Below are 20,419 nucleotides of genomic sequence, written 5' to 3' on the forward strand. Positions count from 1 at the left end.
GCGCACGACCTTTCTATCGGGGATTACCACGCTCGTTCCTCGCTCGTAATGACGTGCTGGAGTAAGGTAAACCCCAAACAAAAAAGCCACCCTCACAGGCGGCTTTTTCCTTTTTCAAAAAAGAAGAACTTACAAATTAGCGTAATACCTCAACGCATCTACCAATTCTTCTTCGGTACAAACATTGTCAATGGCAAACTGGCCTATGCTGCTTAGCAGTGTACAGTTAATCTTGCCGTTTTGGTTCTTTTTGTCCTTCAGCATAAACTCTAAAAGGGTAGGGTTGTATTCCTCTTTCAGTTCGTAGCGTGGGTACAGGTTCATCAGTACCTCGGTAATTTCGGTTAGTTCAGCTGCGCTTAAACCTGTTTTTTTGTGAGCCAGGTAAGCTTCGCAGATCATGCCGATGGCGATAGCTTCGCCGTGCGACAATGAATCCTCGTCGTTTATTAATGAGTAAGTTTCAACCGCGTGACCAATGGTATGACCAAAGTTCAGTGATTTGCGGATATTTTTTTCATGCGGATCTTCCAGTACCACCTTGTTTTTGATCTCAACCGAACGGTAAACCATTTCTGCCGTAGTGGTTGATAGGTCGCTTGTTTTTAGCAGGTTCCAGTAATCAGCATCGCATATCAGTCCATGTTTCAGCATTTCTGCGGTGCCGGATAGTATCTGGCGCGGAGGCAATGATTTTAAAAACTCGTAGTTGATAAACACCGCTTTTGGCTGGGTAAACGTGCCAATGATGTTTTTAATGCTGTCAATATCAATACCCGTTTTACCACCTACCGAAGCATCAACTTGTGATAGCAAGGTAGTAGGGATGTGTATAAAATCAATACCACGTTTAAAGGTTGAAGCCGCGAAGCCACCCAGATCGCTGATAACGCCGCCACCCAGGTTGATCAATAAACTCTGACGGTCGGCACCAAAGTCTATCAGCATTTTCCAAACACCTATACAAAAATCAATGTCTTTGCTTTCTTCGCCGGCATTGATCTCGATCAGGTCGAAGTTATCGGTGTTTAGTTTGGCTTGTAGCAGGGGTAAGCAATGTTTTGAGGTATTCTCATCAGTAAGGATAAAAAAGCGCGAATATTTGCCGCGCTCAATAAAGTTGGCTACCTCGGTCAAGGCATCCTCAAAGTATATATTGTAACTATTGCTTTGTATCGTATCCATTGTCTCTGCAGCAGTAGGGGTGTCGCTGTATGTTGTTTCCATTATTAAATTACTTTTATTGTGGTGCCGTTAAATTCAACCACGTCGCCTTGTTTTACTTTTAAGCGGCGACGATAGTCAACCTCACCATTGTAGGTTACTTCGCCCTGATCTACAACTATTTGTGCCTCGCCGCCGGTGGCTACCAGGTTGGTGGCTTTTAATAATTGTATCAGGTGAATGTATTCTCCTTCCAGTTTAAAATCTATCATGCGGTGGCAAAAATAAACTAATTACAGAATTTTGAGTTATGTAACTATCATTTTATAATTTTGTAGCTATTACTACACGTTTTCATAATCGGCAGGTTATATTGGTTTAACACGTCGTACAGCTATGAAACGCAACTATATATACATGACTGATAAACAACCGCTGTCGTTCGAAAATACGGAAGTTGCTTTCCGCCACGCCTCAAACGCCGATCTGAAACGTGCCTACTGGTTATTCAAAATCATAAACGTAAACTTCCTAGTAAAAATTGGCCCGCCCATAACAAACTTTGCCATAAATATTGGTTTACCTATAAAAGGACTGATAAAAGCTACCATCTTCCGCCATTTTTGCGGTGGCGAAACTATCCGCGAATGCGAAAACACCATTAAATCGCTGGCCTCGGGCGGTGTTGGGACGATATTGGATTATTCGATAGAAGGCGAGGACGAGGAGCAGGTTTTTGATGATACGCGCGACGAGATCATCCGTACCATTAAACGCGCCGTTAAGGATAAGTCAATACCTATCACTGTATTTAAAGTTACCGGCGTGGGCCGATTTGCTTTGCTGGAGAAGCTGGATGCCGGTACACCACTAACTGCCGACGAGATAGCAGAATGGGAAAAAGTGCAGGGTAGGGTGTTGGATATTTGCCAGAAAGCCTATGATGCCGGTGTACCGGTAATGATAGATGCCGAGGAAACCTGGATACAGAAAACCATCGATCTGCTGGCGCTGGAAATGATGCGCAGCTTCAACAAAAAACAACCCATCGTTTACAACACCTACCAACTATATCGCCACGATAAGCTGGATGGCCTGATGAGCGATCACGAGACCGCCGTTAAAGAGCAATTTATATTAGGCGCCAAACTGGTACGCGGCGCTTACATGGAAAAAGAGCGCAAACGCGCCGAAGAACGCGGCTACCCATCGCCTATACAACCTAACAAAGCCGCCAGCGACAAAGATTTTGACCTGGCGCTTGACTATTGCACCGATCACGTAAACAGCATTGCCTTTATAGCCGGCACACACAACGAAGACAGCTGCCGCCGCCTGGCCGAACTGCTGGACACCAAAAAAATAGACCACAAACACCCGCATGTATACTTTGCCCAGTTACTAGGCATGAGCGATAACCTGAGCTTTAACCTGGCGGATGCGCAGTACAACGTAGCTAAATACGTGCCCTACGGCCCCATAAAAGCGGTAATGCCATACTTGTTCCGTAGAGCGCAGGAGAATACCGCTATTGGTGGGCAGATGAGTAGGGAGTTGACGTTGATAGTTAAAGAATTGAAGCGGAGGAAACTGTAATTCTCCGCTACATAACAGCGTCATCGCGAACGAGGTACGAGTGTAGCGATCCCCTCCACGCTCAACACGCGGATTTACAGGTACGGGATAGCCACGCTGCGCTCGCTATGACGTTCTATGTTTATAGCAATGCAATTCTACTGACAAAACACCGCCACCAAAAATATCAACCATCTAAAAGCCAGTGCTGTAGCGCGCTACACCAAGTGTAGCAGTGTAGCGTGCTACGCATACGGCGCTACACTGCGCCTCTGTTTTGCGTTACAGTAAACCGTTGGTTTTAAAATAATTTTGCAGGTTATCCGGCGCGGTCATTAAGTAAGTTTGCAGGCCTAGCTTTTTGGCGGTTTCCAGGTGTTGGGGGCTGTCGTCAATAAAAAGGGTGTCGGCCGGGTCAAGGTTGTTCTCTTGCAGTACCTGTTCAAATATTTCGGTTCCCGGCTTGCGTTTACCCACCAGGTGCGAGTAGTATATTTTGTCGAAAAACTGGTCGTTGTTGTCCAGGTTGTATTCGCTTTTCAGGTAACGGTGTACATAATCGTAATGTATAGCGTTAATGTTGCTGAGCAGAAAGGTGCGGTATTTTGCCTTCACCTGTGCCAGTATTTCATGGTTCCCTTCGGGGATGCCGATGAAGATGGCATTCCAGGCATCGTCTATTTGTTCGTCAGTCAATTCAGGCTTATGGGTTAATTCCCTGATGCGGTCCCTAAATGCCGCCGGACTGATCTGACCTTGTTCAAGCGCATTAAAAACGTCATCCTGCTGGCGGTGACCGTAAAATTCGTGTGCGTTGGTAATGCCCAGTTTCTGCCAGGCCTCAGCCACGCGTTTAAAATCTATGTTAAAAATTACGTTCCCGTAGTCGAAGATGATATTCTTGATAGCCATAAATAAAAATGCGATGCCCGGATTGAACGGGCATCGCATAAAAATATAAAAAAGATCTTAACGGCCTATCTCGGCAAAGAAATTTGGGTAATCGGTAATGATGCCGTCCACGCCCAGGGCAATTTGCTTTTTCATGTCTTCGGTGGTATTAACGGTCCATGGTACCAGTTTTAGGTTAAGGGCGTGGGCTTTCTGGGCCATCTCGGCAGTAACTAAGGTGTATACCGGGCTGTAAATTGCAGGGTTAAAGCCCAGCTCTTTCAGGTTCTCCTCAAAAGTTAATTTGCTGTTGGTTAAAAAGCCGATGGTAACCGCAGGATATTTCTCGTGGATATATTTCAATGGCCTAAAATCAAATGACTGCAGGTAATAGCGGTTCTTAGCCAGGTTTTTGCTTTTCACCACGGCCATGGTAGCGTCAACCAATTCGGCGGGAGTGCCGTTTTGGATGTTATCATAAGCAATGGTGTTTTTTAGTTCGATATTGTAAACCACCGGTTTCAGTTTGTTTACTTTAATATAGTTCTCCACCGAATCGATCAGTTCGCTCAACAGGGGAATGCTGGCCTTAACCAATTTCTGTTTCGGGAACGCCGGATAGTATTTCGAGCCAACATCAAATTTGGCGATGTCGGCATAATTCATCTGGTGGAAAATGTATTTGGCAGCTTCCTCTTTGGTGAGTTCCTTGCCGTCGGCGGTCAGGGTATGCAATATGTTCGGTCCCGGATCATGTGATATGAAAACCTGGCCGTCTTTGCTGGTGTAAACATCAACCTCAATAAACTCGGCGCCGTTTTTTATGCCGGTTATCATGGCGTTAATGGTATTTTCGGGCGCCAGGCCACGGGTACCGCGGTGGCCCTGTTTCATAAATTTCGGGAAGCTGGTAGGCACGGCTTCACGTCGCGTTGCGCATGATATGGCTGTGGTGCATATCGCGGCAGCTAAAAACAGTTTGGTGTATTTCATTTTAATATACGGGTGATGTAAAGTATGTATGTACAAAGGAAGCAAAATTAGGCGAATAGCGTTAAAATAAAATATCCTGAATGTTAAGCTAAGGTAATGGGAGCTTATATGAAAATACCCGATATTGCGTTATATTCGCAACCACCAATTTATAATAATGAAAAGAATATTTTTCGCTGTATTAATATGCGTACTGGCAAATACCGCCAAAGCCCAAACCAAGGTTAACGACACGCAAGCCATGGCTATGCTGAAAGAATTTTACCTGGTGTACAACGACACCTGGGCCATGAAAGGAACCAAAGCTGTAGTGTCAAAAAAGCTATATGCCTTACATGATAAATATCTCACCAAAAAATTTGCCGCCCAGCTGCGCAAAATAGATATCATTGACGATCCGCTGCGTGGCGATGATTTTATTGATGCAGCGCACATGAAAAACCTGAGAGTGAGCAAAGACGCCAAACGGGCCAATACCTATTTTGTAAACTATACGGTGCCGGTTAAAACTATAGATGGCACCCCGTTTACCATGGATGTAGAAAAGCATGTGGTCATTGTCAACGAAGCGGGCAAACCTAAAATAGCTGAGGTGCTCTTCGGCATAAAGAAATAATAAAAAAGGGTTGCCTCATCAGGCAACCCTTTTTTATTTAAACTAAACCACCCATCCTTGGGTCGGTTTGACTGGCCTGGCCGGTTTCTACGTGACCGGCAAATCTTTGCTCAAAGCTGTCGTCGTCTTTTAGTTTCACGCTCAAATCATACCAGTTATGGTTTTTGGCAATGTTAACCACAATGCTTGTTTTACCTCTTGACGGTATGGTTTTATCAAAGCTTGGTGCCTTGTAACCATTATCATTGATCACAATATCCTGTGCCGAAGTGCCGGTATTGGTAATGTTCAGCACCACGTTACCGGTTAGCTTGACCGGGTTGGTTTTGCTGCGTTCGTAAGCGCAGGTAATTTTAAGGTGCGAATTTTTGGCGTTGCCCTTAAACTCGCGGAAGTAACCGTTAGGGCCATGGGTACGCAGGTGGTAGGCATTGTTCTCAAATGCTTCCAGCGGCCAGCTATAACCCAGGTTATCGCCGGCAATAGCGGCAAAATGCCAGTTGCGCGAGATCTCCGCCGTCTTGCCGTCGTTATATTTTACAGGCGCGTACACCGTAAATGGTGATCCAGCCGAATCTTTACCGAATATTTCCGTGCCCGCGTTAAACTTAATTTCGAAGGATCTTTTATCTACGCTTAAACCGCCTTCGGTATATAACTCGTAAGGTAGGGCGCAGGCGGTGCGTGTGCCTTTTTCCTGTGTAGAAGTTAATGAGGGGTTTACCTGGATAGCTTTGATCTCATCATCAGTTAGCGCTTTAAAACCGGTTGGCTCACTTTTAAACTGTGCGCTGAAAACTTCTTCTACCTTCTTATCACGATTTAAAAATGGAATAGGCTCTAATGGCTCGCCATTGTACGGACTAAACACCGAGGTTAGATCGCCGCAAATAGTTCTTCTCCATTTACTGATGTTATTGATCTTAACATCCTTCTTCAGTTTTTGCTGAATAAAAGTCTCTAAAAACTGCAGGGTAGAGGTATGGTCAAACACTTCCGAACAAACCTTGCCGCCACGGCTCCATGGCGAGGCAATAACCATTGGCACGCGGAATCCCAAACCTATCGGCGCTTCGCGGGCTTCTTTTTTGTCGATACCTTGTTTTAGTTCGTTAGCCAGGCGCACGTGTTCCATTTCGGTTTCGATGCCGGCCGATACTTTACCGGTGCCCGGGATTTTATTGTCAGGGATAGAAAATGGCGGAATGTGATCGTAATAGCCATCATTCTCATCGTATGTAGTAATAAAAATAGTTTTCTTCCAAACTTCAGGGTTCTTGGTCAATACATCCAATATCTCCGAAACCAACCAGGCTCCATACCATGGCGCGCTAGGGTGATCAGAGAAATTTTGGGATGGCGCCAGCCATGATACCATTGGCAGTTTGCCGGTATTCACGTCGGTTCTGAACTGGTGCAGGAAATCGCCTTTAGGCACTATAGCCTTACGCTCAGTTCCGTTATCGTTATAAGTAAGTTCGGTAATGCTTCTAAAGTTAGCGTCGGCCTTATTGGTAACAAAGGCACGATTATACAGGCTTTTTTGCTGAGGTGTAAGCTTGGCGTAGCTTTCCTTGTTCCATTTGCTTAGTTCGGTGCGGGCATTGTCCAGTACGGTTTGTTTGGCTTTGATGGCAGCGGCATTTTTTGCGGTTGTGGCTTCGTCGGCACCGGTAATAGCTTGTAGCTTGGCTATTTCGTCCGGCAAAGTCTCCGCTTGTTTTTGAAGCGCGGTAACGTACCTGTCAGAAAATTTGACGTTGTATGCTGTGAAAAATTCAAGCAGGTTACAACCATAATTAGCCAACCAACTACGTTCGGCACCGGTAAAACCGCCGCCTGCGCTCAGGTCGTTTTGGTAAAATTTCCAGGGGATATTGTTTTGTTCCAACAATTCCGGGAAAGTTTGCCATGGCATATCACCATAGCTAAAATCGGGGTTGCGGATGTTGGCTTTCAGGATATCATCTTTTTGGTGGGTGATCTTGCCGGTCCAGAAAAACGAGCGGTTAGGCGTGGTGCTGGTCATGGCCGATGAGAAATTCTGATCGCACACCGTGAAAGCATCGGCCATACCAAAATTAAAAGGTAAGTCCTCGCGGGTATAGTGGCCCAGTGTTAGCGGCATGCCCGAGTAGTTTTTATTGCCCGATTTTTTCGAGGTAAGCCATTTATCATATTTGCCTTTGTTGTTGGCATCTACCTGGCTCGAGCGTGAGTGGGGCAGCGAACCCATCCAGGTTACTTTAGTATTCTTTATATCTAAACGGAAAGGCGCGTAAGTATTACCCGCGGCATCTGTTTGTAGATAAACCGGGTTGTTGTTTGGCAGGCGGATAGCCATCGGGTCATTCAATCCGCGCACACCTTGCAGGGTACCATAAACGTGGTCGAACGAACGGTTTTCCTGCATCAATATCACAATATGCTCGGCATCTAAAAAGGTGCTTCCGGCTGCGGGGTTTATAGCCAATGCCCTTTGTATGGCAGGTGGCAAAACGTTCATCATAGCCGCGCTGCCCGATAGCAATGCCGCTTTCTTTAAAAAGTCTCTGCGTGAATCCATCTTAACGATCAGTTTTTCTGAGGTGTTAAAAATAAGTATGTAAGTACATTTAAACAATGCAAATTACATATCTCACATTAAGTTTATGTTACGGTATAAAATTGTTACCGGCAACCCGCCACCGCATCGCCATAGGATGCGCTTTTAGCCTTACCTGCCATTACTTTATGGAAAAAACAAGCTGTGTTACTGATGACCAAAGCGCGGGTATGTTCAACCGGCCCATGTTTGCCACCTATTGATGTGTTTAAAACTGCTGGCACGCCTGCTGCTATATTTTGCCTGTACAAGCATGCCGAACCAAACATTTCAGGTACACGGCTACAGTTGGGCACATAAAAACCGCGGTTATACGGCACGGTCATATCTGCGGTGCCGTGGAAATATATAGTAGGCACGGCTGTTTTTTTGTTAACAAGGCTTGAGTCGGGCAAAGCTCCCCACATGCCGCAGATTCCTTTTATCTGAAACTTATTCGCCAGTTTGTTGCTCGCGGTATCTACTTTACCTAGCGCTGCTACAGAAGCCGGCAAGTGGCTATCAGCATATTTTTCATCAAGGTAAACTATGTCAAGCGCGGTAATGGCTCCGGCGCTGCTTCCGCCAACAAACAGCCATTTGGTATCAATGTGGTATTTGGTCGCGTTTGCAACTAAAAAACGCATAGCTGCATGGGCATCCTGTGCAGCGCGATAATTGGCATTTATAATTCCTTGCGCGTCAACTCCTTCGCAACCTTTTGCTATGCTATTAGCATCCCAGCCCTTACGGTAATTAATAGTAACAGCTACAAAGCCCGAGTCGGCCAGTTGTTTGCAATGGCCGGTCATGGCTTCTTTACTGCCATTTAAAAAGCTGCCGCCATGTATCATTAGTACCATTGGATAGGCTTTACCTTCAACCCGGTTGGCCGGATAGTAAATATCCATGGTGAGTACTTGCTGTTTGCCTGTAAAGGTGAGGTTGCTGCCATAAACCACATTCAGTGCGCTGCTATCCCCGGGCGCTGCTTGTTGTGCAGAAACGTGACCAGATTTAAAGGCCATCATACATAAAGCCAATATCGCGCAAGCAAATAAGCTTATAGCTAACTTCTTCATTTTTTTAAGGTGCTTTTGCAGTAAATATATACGTTTTACCCGGAAGAGTTTTAAAGCTGTACTTAAAGTTGGTGTTACCTTTTGTTAAAGTATTTTTTGTGGTTGATGACAAAGTATTACTGCTTCGGATAACGCAATTGCCGCCCGAATTTGACTTAATAGCCACTCTTACAACCTGGCCGTCCTTCCATTGCATATCGGTTATTTCAAAGTTTCCGCGAGCTTTTAAACCCTTAACATTGCCGGTTTTCCAATTAGAGGGCAGGGCAGGCAGCAGTTGTATTTCGCCGGTTTGGCTTTGTACCAGCATTTCGGCAACGCCGGCAGTGTAGCCAAAGTTACCGTCTATCTGGAAGGGTGGGTGCGCACAAAACAGGTTGCCGTAAATTCCGCCGCCACCATTATAGTCGGTGCCTTTTTCACCCGCCAGGGTAATGAAGTTTTTCAAAATAGTGTAGGCATGTTCACCATCCAATAAGCGCGCCCAAAAGTTCATCTTCCAGGCCATAGACCAGCCTGTTGACGCATCGCCTCGCGCCAGCAAACTTACTTTAGCCGCCTGTGCCAACCCGGGCGTGGTTAGCGGACTAATTTGCCTGCCGGGATGTACCGCAAATAAATGCGATACATGGCGGTGCGTATCTTTCGGGTCATCACGGTCGGTTTCCCATTCCTGCAGCTGGCCCCATTTGCCAATTTTGGGTTTCAGTAAATGCTCGCGCATGTCAACCACATGGTTTTTGTAAGCAGCGTCAATACCTAAGATCACAGCAGCTTCGGTATAATTGGTGAACAGATCATAAATAATTTGCTGATCGTGCGATATCCCGTCCTCGGTAGGCCCATGCTCGGGCGACCAGCCCAAAGGCGCAACCAAAGTACCATCATCACGGCGTTTTAAATGATCGTCCCAAAACTCTACTATCTCTTTTAAAATAGGGTAGGCAAAGTTTTTCAGGTAAGCTTTATCGCCAGTAAAAGTATAATGATCCCACAGGGCTTGCGCATACCATGCGCTGCCGGGGATGTTCCATTTATAGCTATCGCCCCCGAAGGGATTGTTCTCGGTGCGAACCGTCCAGCCGCGGGTTTTGCCATATTCTTTTTGGGTATGCTCTTTGGCCACCTCGCGGATGCTATTAATGTAGTCAAGGTACGGCACGGCACATTCGGATAGATTGGTTGGTTCGGCCAGCCAGTAGTTCATTTGTATGTTGATGTTGGAGTGATAATCGCTGCCCCAGGGCGGATTGTTGGTATCGTTCCAAAGTCCCTGCAGATTGGCGGGCAAGCCTCCTTTGCGCGATGAGTTGATGAGCAGGTAGCGGCCATAATTAAACAACAATGCTTCCAATCCTTGGTCGCTTTGTTTTTTGTAGTTAATAACGCGCTGTTTGGTGGTTAATGCTTGTTGTGCGGCGTTCGAATAGCCCAGGTTTATCGCTACGCGATTAAATAGTTTTTTATAATCGGCCACATGCGCTGCAAGCAATTGATCATAGGTTTTGGCAGATGCAGTCTTTAAAACATGGGCTATTTTTGTGGCCGGCGCTTCGCCTTTCCAATTTTTATCACGCTCGTTAATAAAGTCTGTAGCTGCGGTAAATATGATGGTAATTGCATCAGCTTCGCTAACTTTTAAAGCGGAGCCGCCGTTTTTACCGGCAACTAAAGTACTTGAGCCGCCTTCTGTTTTTACCACGGCGCTTGCCTGGTAAGGCATGCCGTTGTTTAGTCTGCCTGCAAAAGTTATGGTATTGCCGTTAACCATAGATTGGGTGCCATGTTCATCTTTCAAACTGATAATGCCTGAGTAAGCGCCTTTTTTATCCGCCGTAAAACGAATAATCATTACCTTATCCGGGAAACTGCAAAAGTAGACTCGCTTATAGTTGGTGTTGTTTTGTGTGTAGCTAACGCGATTGGTGGCGTTGGCCAGATCCAGTTCGCGGCGGTAGTTATTGAAAGCTGTGCCTGCATTATCCCAATCTATTAAAATATCACCGAAGGCCTGGTAGGCGCCGCGGTCGTTTTCATTGCCGGTCCACAGGGTATTATCATTAAACTGGATACGCTCATGCTCCACGCCGCCGAATATCATGCCGCCGATACGGCCGTTACCGATAGGGTAGGCCTCAGTCATCCAGGTGGTGGCAGGTTTATCGTCCCAAATAGTGTTGTTGGCTTTGTTTTGGGCGATGCATGGAGCGGCAAACAGCAACATAATTGCCGTAACTACAAGATATTTTACAGTACTCATTACTAAGTTTATCGGGTTATAATGATGTAAATATATGTTTTTGCAATCGATTGCAAAGCATTGCCGAAAAGTTTCTGGCGGTGATTTTTGTTTAAGCGTTTTCCGCGGCAACAGGATGTCTGAAGGATATCAAGCCGAATAGCACAGCAAATACAATGTATAACAATGTTATCGCCCACATATAGTAAGCGTTTGGGGTAAGCGTTCTGCCGGCTTTTATAAGTGCCATCGCTCCGATAAAAAAATGAGTGAAATTGGCCAGCGAAATAGCTTTGTTGTATATACCACCAATTATCGCACCCTTGGCGGTCCAGTTTAACATCGCGAAAGCAAAAAATACCGCCCCGGTTAGTTGCAATATAATGGGCGAGGTGTTGCCGGTATCAAGCCATTTGCCGATCTCGGCAGGCAAAAAAGTAAAAGCTATCCCAATAGCCGCACAAAATAATGCGCTTAGGGTCATGATGAGTTTGGTATTCATACAATGTTTTAACAGGGCCTAACCCTTTGATACCAATTTAAGAAAAATTTAAAAAATAATTTGCGTAACTCAGAAGTTACTTATACATTTGAGTAACTTAAAAGTTACTTATTATTATGGCACGTAAAATCGCACACGAATATTTCTTCTCCCATAAACCCGAGGTGGTATGGGATTATTTAACAAAAGCCGACCTGATGGCGCAATGGCTTATGCCCAACAATTTTGAACCAATTGTAGGGCACGAGTTTCAATTTACAACGGGCGGCAAAGCCGAAATGGATTTCGACGGCATATTTCATTGCAAGGTTTTATTGGTGGAGCCTTATACGACCCTTGCTTATACCTGGAATTGTGGCCCGCGGCCGGGAGTGATCACTTTAGAATCGGTTGTTAACTGGCGACTGGAAGCTAAGGAGAACGGCACGCAGGTTTACCTGGAGCATAGCGGCTTTAACCAGGAACAAAACATACCGATGTTTAACGGCCTGAATCATGGCTGGACCGTGAAGTTTGTAAATATTGAAAAATTAATTGACGAAGCTTATGGCCGTACCAACGCTTGACGCCTTCCAGGTAGTAGGAGACGCCAGCAGGCGCAAAATGCTGATGTTGCTATCTGAAAACAGCATGACCATTAATAACCTGGCGGATAACTTTGATATGAGCAGGCCTGCGGTATCTAAACACATTAAGATACTGGATAATGCCGGCTTCATATCTATAACGGATGTTGGGCGCGAGCGTTATTGCACGCTTAAAAAGGAGGGTTTTGACGAGTTGAAAGGCTGGTTGGAGTACTTCGATCAGTTCTGGTTATCGAAACTTAAAAATTTGGAAAACTTATTAAATAAAAAATTAACCAACTAAATTATGGAAACGCAAAACATTACAGCTACCATAACGGTAGCCCAAAAACCCGAAGAAGTATTCAAAGCCATTAATAACCCGAGCGCCTGGTGGACGGGCGAATTTACCGGCGAGTCGGCAAAGCTGGGCGATGAGTTTACCTACCAATACCATGATATGCACTTTTCAAAGCAGCGCGTAGTGGAGTTTGTGCAGAATGAAAAAGTAGTATGGGAGGTTATTGATAGCGAACTTACTTTTGTGGACGACAAAGACGAATGGACAGGCACTAAAATTATTTTTGAAATAAGCGAAGCGGACGGCAAAACGCAACTAAACTTTACGCACGAAGGTATAACACCCGATGTGGAATGTTTCGATGCGTGCTCGGGTGCATGGAGCCAGTTGATCAAACAGGGCCTGTTTAGCCTCATTGCCACCGGCAAAGCCGAAGAAGTACCTTTATAGTAACAGTAAGCTAATAAGCTATACGTATATTAGAGTAAAATAACCCGAAAACATATATGATCACAACTCACAACACCGGCCGTAGTTTAGTAGCGGCCTGCCTTTTAGCCTGTGCGGCTTTAGGCGCAAGCAACGCTTCGGCGCAAGAATTAAAGAACAAAATACCCGCTGCCAGTGCCGGTCAGCGCATTGAACAGGATTTTGGGCTGGGCACCATTTCGGTAAAATACTATCGCCCAAATACCAAAGGCCGTAAAATTTTTGGCGGCATTGAGCCTTACGGCAACGTATGGCGCACCGGTGCCAACAACGCTACGCTGATAACTTTTACAGATACTGTGAAACTGGAAGGTAACCAGGTGTTACCGGGCACTTACGCCTTGTTCTCTATCCCGGGCGCAACAGAATGGACGATTGTGTTAAACAAGAATATCCAGCAATGGGGTGCTTACACCTATAGTGAAAAAGATGATCTGCTACGCTTTAAAGTTAAGCCTGTAAAACTGGCTAACAAGGTAGAAACAATGACCATTCAGTTTGCTGATGTGATGGAAGATACTGCCCTGATGGAAATACTATGGGAAAATACACAAGTTAACATCCATCTTAAAACGGATATTGAAGCCCGTGTTGTTGCCAACATTGCCGAAGCGATGAAAGGTGAGCAGAAGCCATTTTTCGCGGCTATATGGTTGTACAATCACAATAAAAACATCCCGCAGGCCCTGCAAATGATGAAGGATGCCGATAAGGCGCAGCCCAACACGTATTTCCTGAAATACTGGATCGCCAAAATAAGCTTAAAGCTGGGTGATAAACCGGCGGCAATAGCTTCTGCTACGGAGGGTTTACGCATAGCTAAGGCTGAAAAGAATGATGAATATATTCGTTTGAACAGCGAGGTATTGACTGCCGCGGGCGGGAAATCGTAAATACTCTCCCTACGTCATCACGAGCGAGGTACGAGCGTAGTGATCCCCTAGCGACAGGCGGCGCGCATGCATGCCGCTAGGGGATCGCTACGCTCGCGATGACGTGAAAGGGTAAAAAGGGACGCGTTAGCAGCTCCTTTTTTGTTTTTAGTTTATTAAAACGTTATCACGAATTTTCAATTCACGCCGACTTTGTCCTAAATTTAGGGCGCGCCACTTTTATAATCAATATTTAGTGATTAAAATATAAACTACTGATAATCAATTGATTGTGGTATTCTAGGGGGTGCGCCGCATTGCGCCGCTTTTTTGCATAAAATGGTTGTAATCAATTATTTATAAAATAAAGGTGCGCCAAGTGCGCCACTTTTAAAGTGGCGCACCCATAGACACTAGGCCCCATGATTTTATAGCCAGTTGAAGTAAAACGAAAAAAGGGAACTGTCACCAGTTCCCCTTTTTGTTTTATAGCAGTTATGCTTATTTGCTGTTCTCTTCCAACCAAACCCTTGCATTCACAAAAGCCTGCATCCATGGTGTCACTTCATCTTTACGGCCTTGCGGGTAATTTGCCCAATGCCATTGGAACAATGAACGCTCAATGTGCGGCATAGATACCAGGTGACGACCGGTTTTATCGCACAAGATGCCGGTGTTATAGTCAGATCCGTTTGGATTGGCCGGGTAGCTGTTGTAACCGTATTTAGCAACGATATTGTACTGATCCTCGGCCAAAGGCAACTGGAATTTACCTTCGCCATGCGAGATCCACACACCCAGGGTTGAACCTGCCAATGACGATAACATCACCGAGTTGTTAGGCTGCACGGTAAGCGATGTAAAACCGCTTTCGTGTTTGTGGCTATCGTTGTGCAGCATTTTTGGTTTTTCGGTATGATCAGGGTTGATCATACCCAGCTCTATGAACAACTGGCAACCGTTACATAAACCTACTGAAAGCGTATCCTCACGTTTAAAGAAATTCTCTAAAGCCAAACGTGCTTTCTCATTGTACATAAACGCGCCCGCCCAACCTTTAGCCGAACCTAACACATCAGAGTTGGAGAAACCACCCACCGCACCAATAAACTGGATATCTTCCAAAGTTTCACGGCCCGAGATCAGGTCGGTCATGTGTACGTCTTTCACGTCGAATCCCGCCAGGTACATCGCGTTAGCTAGCTCACGTTCAGAGTTACTGCCCTTCTCACGAATGACAGCCGCTTTAGGGCGTGGCTTGCTTGCGTTGATAATAGGTTTTTTGCCGGTGAAGTCAGCAGGGAAAGTATATTGCAAAACGTGGTTTTTATAGTTATCAAAACGCTCTTTAGCTTTAACCGGGCCGCTTTGGCGCTGGTCAAGCAGGTATGAGGTTTCTGTCCAAACATCACGCAAGTGGTCAACATCAAATGACCAGTTAGCATCTGCATTTTTAACGGTCAGCGTAGGACTTGAGGTCACCGTACCAATTTTGTGGAAAGCAACGCCATTGCTATTCAATATCGCTTCAGCAGCCGCGTCAGCCTGGAATACCAGGGCAATGTTCTCGGCAAATAAAGTAGTGATGATATCCTGTGAACCTAAAGCGCTAAGATCAATATCAGCACCTAAATTTCTATCCGCGAAGCAAAGCTCCAACAAAGTAGTAATTAAACCACCGCTACCGATATCATGGCCGGCTTGTACATAACCAGCTTTTATTAACTGCTGAATAGTATTGAAAGCGTTTTTCAAAGCACCCGCGTTAACAACGTCAGGAGTTTGGTCGCCAACTTTATTTTGTGTTTGAGCGAATGATGAACCGCCCAGTTTATAAGTATCGCCGGATAGGTTGATATAGTAAATATTTCCACCATCTTTTTGCAGCACCGGCTCAACCACAGCAGTCAGGTCATCGCAATGACCGGCGGCTGATATGATCACCGTGCCCGGGGCAATAACGTCACCATCCTTGTATTTTTGCTTCATGGATAGGGAGTCTTTACCTGTCGGGATGTTAATACCTAAGTCGATAGCAAATTCAGAACAAGCTTTAACCGCAGCGTATAAACGCGCGTCTTCACCTTCGTTTTTACAGGCCCACATCCAGTTGGCTGATAACGATACGCTGGTCAGGCCGTCCTGTAACGGTGCCCAAACTATGTTTGACAATGCTTCGGCTACCGCGTTGCGACTACCCGCCGCAGGATCTATCAATGCCGAAAGCGGCGCGTGACCAATTGAGGTAGCGATACCGTCCTTACCTTGGTAATCCAAAGCCATTACGCCCACATTATTCAAAGGCAATTGCAGCGGACCGGCACATTGTTGTTTAGCCACACGGCCACCCACACAACGGTCAACTTTGTTTACCAACCAATCTTTTGATGCAACAGCTTCCAGTTTTAAAACCTGCTCCAGGTAGGTGTTAAGTTGAGCTGCATCATAATTAACCGCCTCGTACTTTCGATCAATGGTTTTATCGGCCATGATGGTTTTTGGCGAGCTGCCAAACATGTCGCTCATTTGCAGGTCCATTGGTTTGGCACCTGTAGTGGCTGATTCAAACGTAAAGCGATGATCGCCTTTAACCTCGCCCACGGTATACATCGGGGCGCGTTCACGATCGGCAATACGTTGCAGGGTTTCGGCGTTTTCCTGGCCAATAACCAGGCCCATACGTTCCTGCGACTCGTTACCTATAATTTCTTTGGCAGAAAGGGTAGGGTCGCCCACCGGCAATTTATCCAGATCTATTTTTCCGCCAGTTTCTTCAACCAGCTCAGAAAGACAGTTTAAGTGACCGCCGGCCCCGTGATCATGTATAGAAACAATAGTATTGTTATCGCTCTCCACCATGCCACGTACGGCGTTGGCCACACGTTTCTGCATTTCGGGGTTTGAGCGTTGTATAGCGTTCAGTTCAATGCCCGAACCAAAAGCGCCGGTATCTGCAGATGAAACGGCCGCGCCGCCCATACCAATACGGTAGTTATCGCCGCCTAAAACCACGATCTGGTCGCCAACTGAAGGTTTTGCTTTTTTGGCCTGATCGGCTTTGCCATAACCAATACCGCCGGCCTGCATAATTACTTTATCATAACCCAGCTTGCGGCCATGTTCTTCGTGTTCAAAAGTCAACAATGAACCAACAATCAACGGCTGGCCAAACTTATTACCAAAATCAGAAGCACCATTTGATGCCTTGATCAAAATATCCACCGGCGATTGGTATAACCAGGGGCGTTCGGCAACACCGTTTTCCCATGGGCGGTCGTCAGCTAAACGAGACAATGCCGTCATGTAAACCGCTGTACCCGCCAATGGTAATGAACCTTGTCCGCCGGCTAATCTATCACGGATCTCACCGCCAGAACCCGTAGCCGCGCCGTTAAATGGCTCAACCGTAGTAGGGAAGTTGTGAGTTTCGGCTTTTAATGATATTACCGATTCAAAATCTTTTATCTCATAATATTCGGGTACATCGGGACGTTTTGGCGCAAACTGCTGTACCACCGGACCTTTAACAAAGGCAACATTATCTTTATAAGCCGAAACAATACTGTTTGGGTTTGTTTCCGAAGTTTTGCGGATCATTTTGAATAAGGATACAGGTTGTTCCTGACCGTCAATTACAAAAGTTCCGTTAAATATTTTATGGCGGCAGTGTTCTGAATTTACTTGTGAAAAACCGAACACTTCCGAATCTGTCAATTTACGACCAAGCTTTACTGATAAGTTAGCCAGGTAATCAACTTCTTCATCGCTTAAAGCTAAACCTTCTTGCTTGTTATAAGCGGCAATATCCTCAACGCCTAATATTGATTCCGGTTTAATGTTGATGGTATAGATATCCTGTGTAAGGCCATCATATTTTTGAAGCAGCATCGGGTCGAAGCCTGAAAAATCAGCATGAATTTTAACAAATTCTTCTATGCGTATGATGCCCTCAATGCCCATATTTTGGGTTATTTCAACAGCATTGGTGCTCCATGGGGTTATCATAGTGGCGCGGGGGCCAACAAAAAAGCCCGGCAGGGTATCGTCGGGACTTAATGCAGCGTCGGCAAACAGCCAGCTTAATTTCGAAATATCAGTGGGTTGAAGGGTGTCGTTCTTTTGTACGGCGAACACCGTATTTTTACCGTCGGAGAAAAAATAGATCATAGCCTTGTTTCAGGCCGCAAAGTTACGGTTAATTTTAAAAAACACCAAAGTTAAGGGCGTGTTAATGCCCCTGTTTGCTAGCTTATTTTGCTGGAGCGATATCTTTTTAAGTAAAGCCAGCCACCTAATAATGATGCAGGCGCAAAAACCACAATAGCTAGTACCTGCGTCCAATGACTGCCTGCTGATTTTAAGAGCGAAAATGCCGCGAATGCCGCTATAAAAACAGCAAGTATCCAGTTTACTTTCAAATTACCGGCGCGAATTATCAGTTGCGCTACAAAACCACCCAGCGCCGAAAATACAATACCATAAATTGCTGTGGCAATAGCATAACCGGTTGCAGGGTCAGCATGCGGATCGGTAGCGGCAAGTTTAAAAAACATAACCGCGCTTATCGCGAAGATAAGGTAGCCTGCTATAACCGCGGCTATATATCTGACAATTATCATTCGGATACAGGTAAACTGAATAAAAATGTGCTTCCTTCATTCTCGGCACTTTCAACCCAGATATCGCCGTTATGGCGTTTTATAATCTCGGCGCTTAAATACAAACCTATGCCAAAGCCGGATATATGTTGCTGCTGCACATCTTTTACCCGGTAATAGCGCTCAAATATTTTGTCAATATCGTCTGGCCTGATGCCCATGCCCTCATCCTTAACACTAACAACTACCTTATCCATAATTTTAAGGCAGTTGATATAGATATTGGAGCCTGCCGGCGAATATTTTACAGCATTGCTGATGAAATTCTGGATAACCTGCTCTATCTTTTCACGGTCGGCATTTACCCAAATTTCTTCGGAAGGTTCGAAGCGGAGCTTGTGACTGAAAACGTAAGAAAGCGAATCGGATTTTACCTCTTTTAATAAAGTACCAATATCAAAACGCACTCGGTCTATCTGTATTTTTCCCGATTCAAGCCGTGATATATTCAGGAAGCCATTGATCATGCGCGTCATTTTTGCCAACTGCTTTTCGGTACGCTCCAGCATGTTGGCGGTAACTACATCGTCGGTTTTTGATATTTTGTTTTTGCTTATCTGCACATAGCTTAAAGCCGAAGTAAGCGGTGTTTTTAGCTCATGGCTTACCATGCTGATGAAGTCGTTTTTGCGCTGTTCGTCCTCCTTCAACTCTGTTATATCAATTGATGAAGTTATATAGCCTGCAAACGATTCGTCGCTATATTTTCTAACAGCGCCATCAACCAATAGCCAACGGTACTTGCCATCTTTGTCTAACACACGCATATCACCGTGAAAGGGGCGGTGCTTTTTCGCTGCGTCCATGTAATTTTTCAGGTATCGTTCCCTATCATCCGGGTGCATCAGGTCTGCCCAGCCAAAATCAACCAATTGCTCGACCGCCCGACCTGTAAGTATGGTCCACGCATGGTTAAAATAAATGGCCTTTCCTGTCTCGTCGGCGGTGGCAATGTATATGTTGGTGCCTTCTGCCATGGTCCGAAAACGTACTTCACTCTCCGCCATCGTATTTTCGGCCATTTTTATATCTGTAATGTCGCGCGTAGTGCCGGCAATAGCTACAACTTCGCCATCGTCATTTAAAACAGGTCCAAAAATATAATCGTAAACACGCCTGCCCTGAGTGGCATGAGGGAAGGATACTTCGCCTCGTATAGATCGTTTAGTTGCCACAACGGTATCTATTTCCCGTTCGTGCATTTCGGCATGCCAGGGTTCATAACCGTTTTCAAGTAAGCTGTTACCAATAGCATTATCCCAGGTTTTGCCCCACATATTAAGTAAAGCATCATTTGCATACGTGAAACGATAATCAAGGCCAAACACATAGATAAGGTCGGGTGTGTTTGATGTTATAGTTTCGTAAAGTCGTTTTTGCGTTTCTGCTTCGTCTCGCGCTAACCTTAATTCATTCTCGGTTCGGTAGCGTTCGGTAACATCATTAGCCGAGCCAAACCACTCTATGATCTCTCCGTTATCATCTAAAATAGGTACAGCGCGAGACATGGTCCAACCTAAACTACCGTCGGCAAGGCGCACCTGGTGTTCCAGCTGAAACATGTTTTTAGTACGTATAGCTTCGGCAATGGCCAGGCGTACACGTTCATGGTCTTTGGGGTGAATATATTTATCGAGCCAATTTGCATCAGGCTCGCCGGTATCCCATAAAAGGCCGCCACTTTCTAACTGGCGCATAACGCTCCAATCGGGGCTCATGCGGTAAACCACGTCAGATGTGGCGGTTACCAAAGCACGAAAACGTGCTTCACTTTCAGCAAAATCTTTTGGTGTTGAAGTTTCGGCAGAATTTTGACCCATAGAAAAATAAGCAGCTAGGTGTTACGTAAATTTACATCAAAAAATAATGTAAAAACCATCTTAAAAC

17 protein-coding genes are annotated in these 20,419 nt (G+C 45.4%); 6 read left to right on the forward strand and 11 right to left on the reverse strand.

Translation table 11 applies throughout. From position 1 onward, the window contains the following. Positions 1-129: 129 nt before the first annotated feature. The gene (gene aroB / locus AC59JT_RS05555) at positions 130-1,185 is read right to left on the reverse strand and encodes a 3-dehydroquinate synthase (protein ID WP_497399339.1); all 1,056 of its coding nucleotides are present in this window, start codon (positions 1,183-1,185) and stop codon (positions 130-132) included. 44 nt (positions 1,186-1,229) lie between these two features. Further along, complete coding sequence (locus AC59JT_RS05560) at positions 1,230-1,436, reverse strand: RNA-binding S4 domain-containing protein (RefSeq protein WP_497396623.1); 207 nt, start codon at positions 1,434-1,436, stop codon at positions 1,230-1,232. Between the two features lie 124 nt (positions 1,437-1,560). On the opposite strand from AC59JT_RS05560, the gene AC59JT_RS05565 reads away from it, so the two are divergent. Next, positions 1,561-2,760 carry a proline dehydrogenase family protein gene (locus AC59JT_RS05565; RefSeq protein ID WP_497396624.1) on the forward strand — a complete coding sequence of 400 codons (1,200 nt, stop codon included), beginning with the start codon at positions 1,561-1,563 and terminating at the stop codon, positions 2,758-2,760. A gap of 261 nt (positions 2,761-3,021) precedes the next feature. Here the strand turns inward: AC59JT_RS05565 and AC59JT_RS05570 are convergent, their stop codons facing one another. Together AC59JT_RS05570 and AC59JT_RS05575 are read right to left on the reverse strand one after the other, a co-directional pair. Beyond that, a complete protein-coding gene (locus AC59JT_RS05570) occupies positions 3,022-3,651 on the reverse strand; it encodes an HAD family hydrolase (RefSeq protein WP_497396625.1) in 630 nt (209 codons plus the stop codon). Positions 3,652-3,708: 57 nt separating this feature from the next. Beyond that, entirely contained in the window at positions 3,709-4,623 is a 915-nt protein-coding gene (locus AC59JT_RS05575) for a glycerophosphodiester phosphodiesterase family protein (RefSeq protein ID WP_497396626.1), read from the reverse strand. A 157-nt stretch (positions 4,624-4,780) separates the two neighbouring features. Here AC59JT_RS05575 and AC59JT_RS05580 point away from each other — a divergent pair, with 157 nt between their 5' ends. Beyond that, a complete protein-coding gene (locus tag AC59JT_RS05580) occupies positions 4,781-5,239 on the forward strand; it encodes a hypothetical protein (protein WP_497396627.1) in 459 nt (152 codons plus the stop codon). Between the two features lie 37 nt (positions 5,240-5,276). Here AC59JT_RS05580 and AC59JT_RS05585 read toward each other — a convergent pair whose 3' ends face one another. From AC59JT_RS05585 to AC59JT_RS05600, 4 genes are all read right to left on the reverse strand, one after another. Beyond that, positions 5,277-7,805, reverse strand: coding sequence for a phosphocholine-specific phospholipase C (locus AC59JT_RS05585; RefSeq protein WP_497396628.1), 2,529 nt, complete (start codon positions 7,803-7,805; stop codon positions 5,277-5,279). 104 nt (positions 7,806-7,909) lie between these two features. Then, a complete protein-coding gene (locus AC59JT_RS05590; RefSeq protein WP_497396629.1) occupies positions 7,910-8,905 on the reverse strand; it encodes a carboxylesterase family protein in 996 nt (331 codons plus the stop codon). A gap of 4 nt (positions 8,906-8,909) precedes the next feature. Further along, positions 8,910-11,165, reverse strand: a complete 2,256-nt coding sequence (locus AC59JT_RS05595; protein WP_497396630.1) for a glycoside hydrolase family 95 protein — start codon at positions 11,163-11,165, stop codon at positions 8,910-8,912. A 91-nt stretch (positions 11,166-11,256) separates the two neighbouring features. Continuing rightward, positions 11,257-11,646: a hypothetical protein gene (locus AC59JT_RS05600; RefSeq protein ID WP_497396631.1), complete on the reverse strand. Its 390-nt coding sequence runs from the start codon at positions 11,644-11,646 to the stop codon at positions 11,257-11,259. A gap of 116 nt (positions 11,647-11,762) precedes the next feature. On the opposite strand from AC59JT_RS05600, the gene AC59JT_RS05605 reads away from it, so the two are divergent. Genes AC59JT_RS05605 through AC59JT_RS05620 form a run of 4 tightly spaced genes read left to right on the forward strand, consistent with a single transcriptional unit; the run spans position 11,763 to position 13,895 of the window. After that, positions 11,763-12,212: an SRPBCC family protein gene (locus AC59JT_RS05605; RefSeq protein WP_497396632.1), complete on the forward strand. Its 450-nt coding sequence runs from the start codon at positions 11,763-11,765 to the stop codon at positions 12,210-12,212. After that, entirely contained in the window at positions 12,193-12,516 is a 324-nt protein-coding gene (locus AC59JT_RS05610; RefSeq protein ID WP_497396633.1) for an ArsR/SmtB family transcription factor, read from the forward strand. Before AC59JT_RS05605 ends, AC59JT_RS05610 begins: the two co-directional genes overlap by 20 nt. 3 nt (positions 12,517-12,519) lie before the next feature. Then, complete coding sequence (locus tag AC59JT_RS05615) at positions 12,520-12,963, forward strand: SRPBCC family protein (protein WP_497396634.1); 444 nt, start codon at positions 12,520-12,522, stop codon at positions 12,961-12,963. 56 nt (positions 12,964-13,019) lie between these two features. Beyond that, positions 13,020-13,895 carry a DUF2911 domain-containing protein gene (locus AC59JT_RS05620; RefSeq protein WP_497396635.1) on the forward strand — a complete coding sequence of 292 codons (876 nt, stop codon included), beginning with the start codon at positions 13,020-13,022 and terminating at the stop codon, positions 13,893-13,895. 480 nt (positions 13,896-14,375) lie between these two features. Here the strand turns inward: AC59JT_RS05620 and purL are convergent, their stop codons facing one another. From purL to AC59JT_RS05635, 3 genes are all read right to left on the reverse strand, one after another. Further along, positions 14,376-18,041 carry a phosphoribosylformylglycinamidine synthase gene (purL, locus tag AC59JT_RS05625; protein ID WP_497396636.1) on the reverse strand — a complete coding sequence of 1,222 codons (3,666 nt, stop codon included), beginning with the start codon at positions 18,039-18,041 and terminating at the stop codon, positions 14,376-14,378. A gap of 77 nt (positions 18,042-18,118) precedes the next feature. After that, positions 18,119-18,493: a hypothetical protein gene (locus AC59JT_RS05630; RefSeq protein WP_497396637.1), complete on the reverse strand. Its 375-nt coding sequence runs from the start codon at positions 18,491-18,493 to the stop codon at positions 18,119-18,121. Then, positions 18,490-20,352 carry a PAS domain-containing sensor histidine kinase gene (locus AC59JT_RS05635; RefSeq protein WP_497396638.1) on the reverse strand — a complete coding sequence of 621 codons (1,863 nt, stop codon included), beginning with the start codon at positions 20,350-20,352 and terminating at the stop codon, positions 18,490-18,492. Before AC59JT_RS05635 ends, AC59JT_RS05630 begins: the two co-directional genes overlap by 4 nt. Positions 20,353-20,419 lie beyond the last annotated feature (67 nt).

This window comes from Mucilaginibacter sp. A3364 (genome assembly GCF_059690715.1).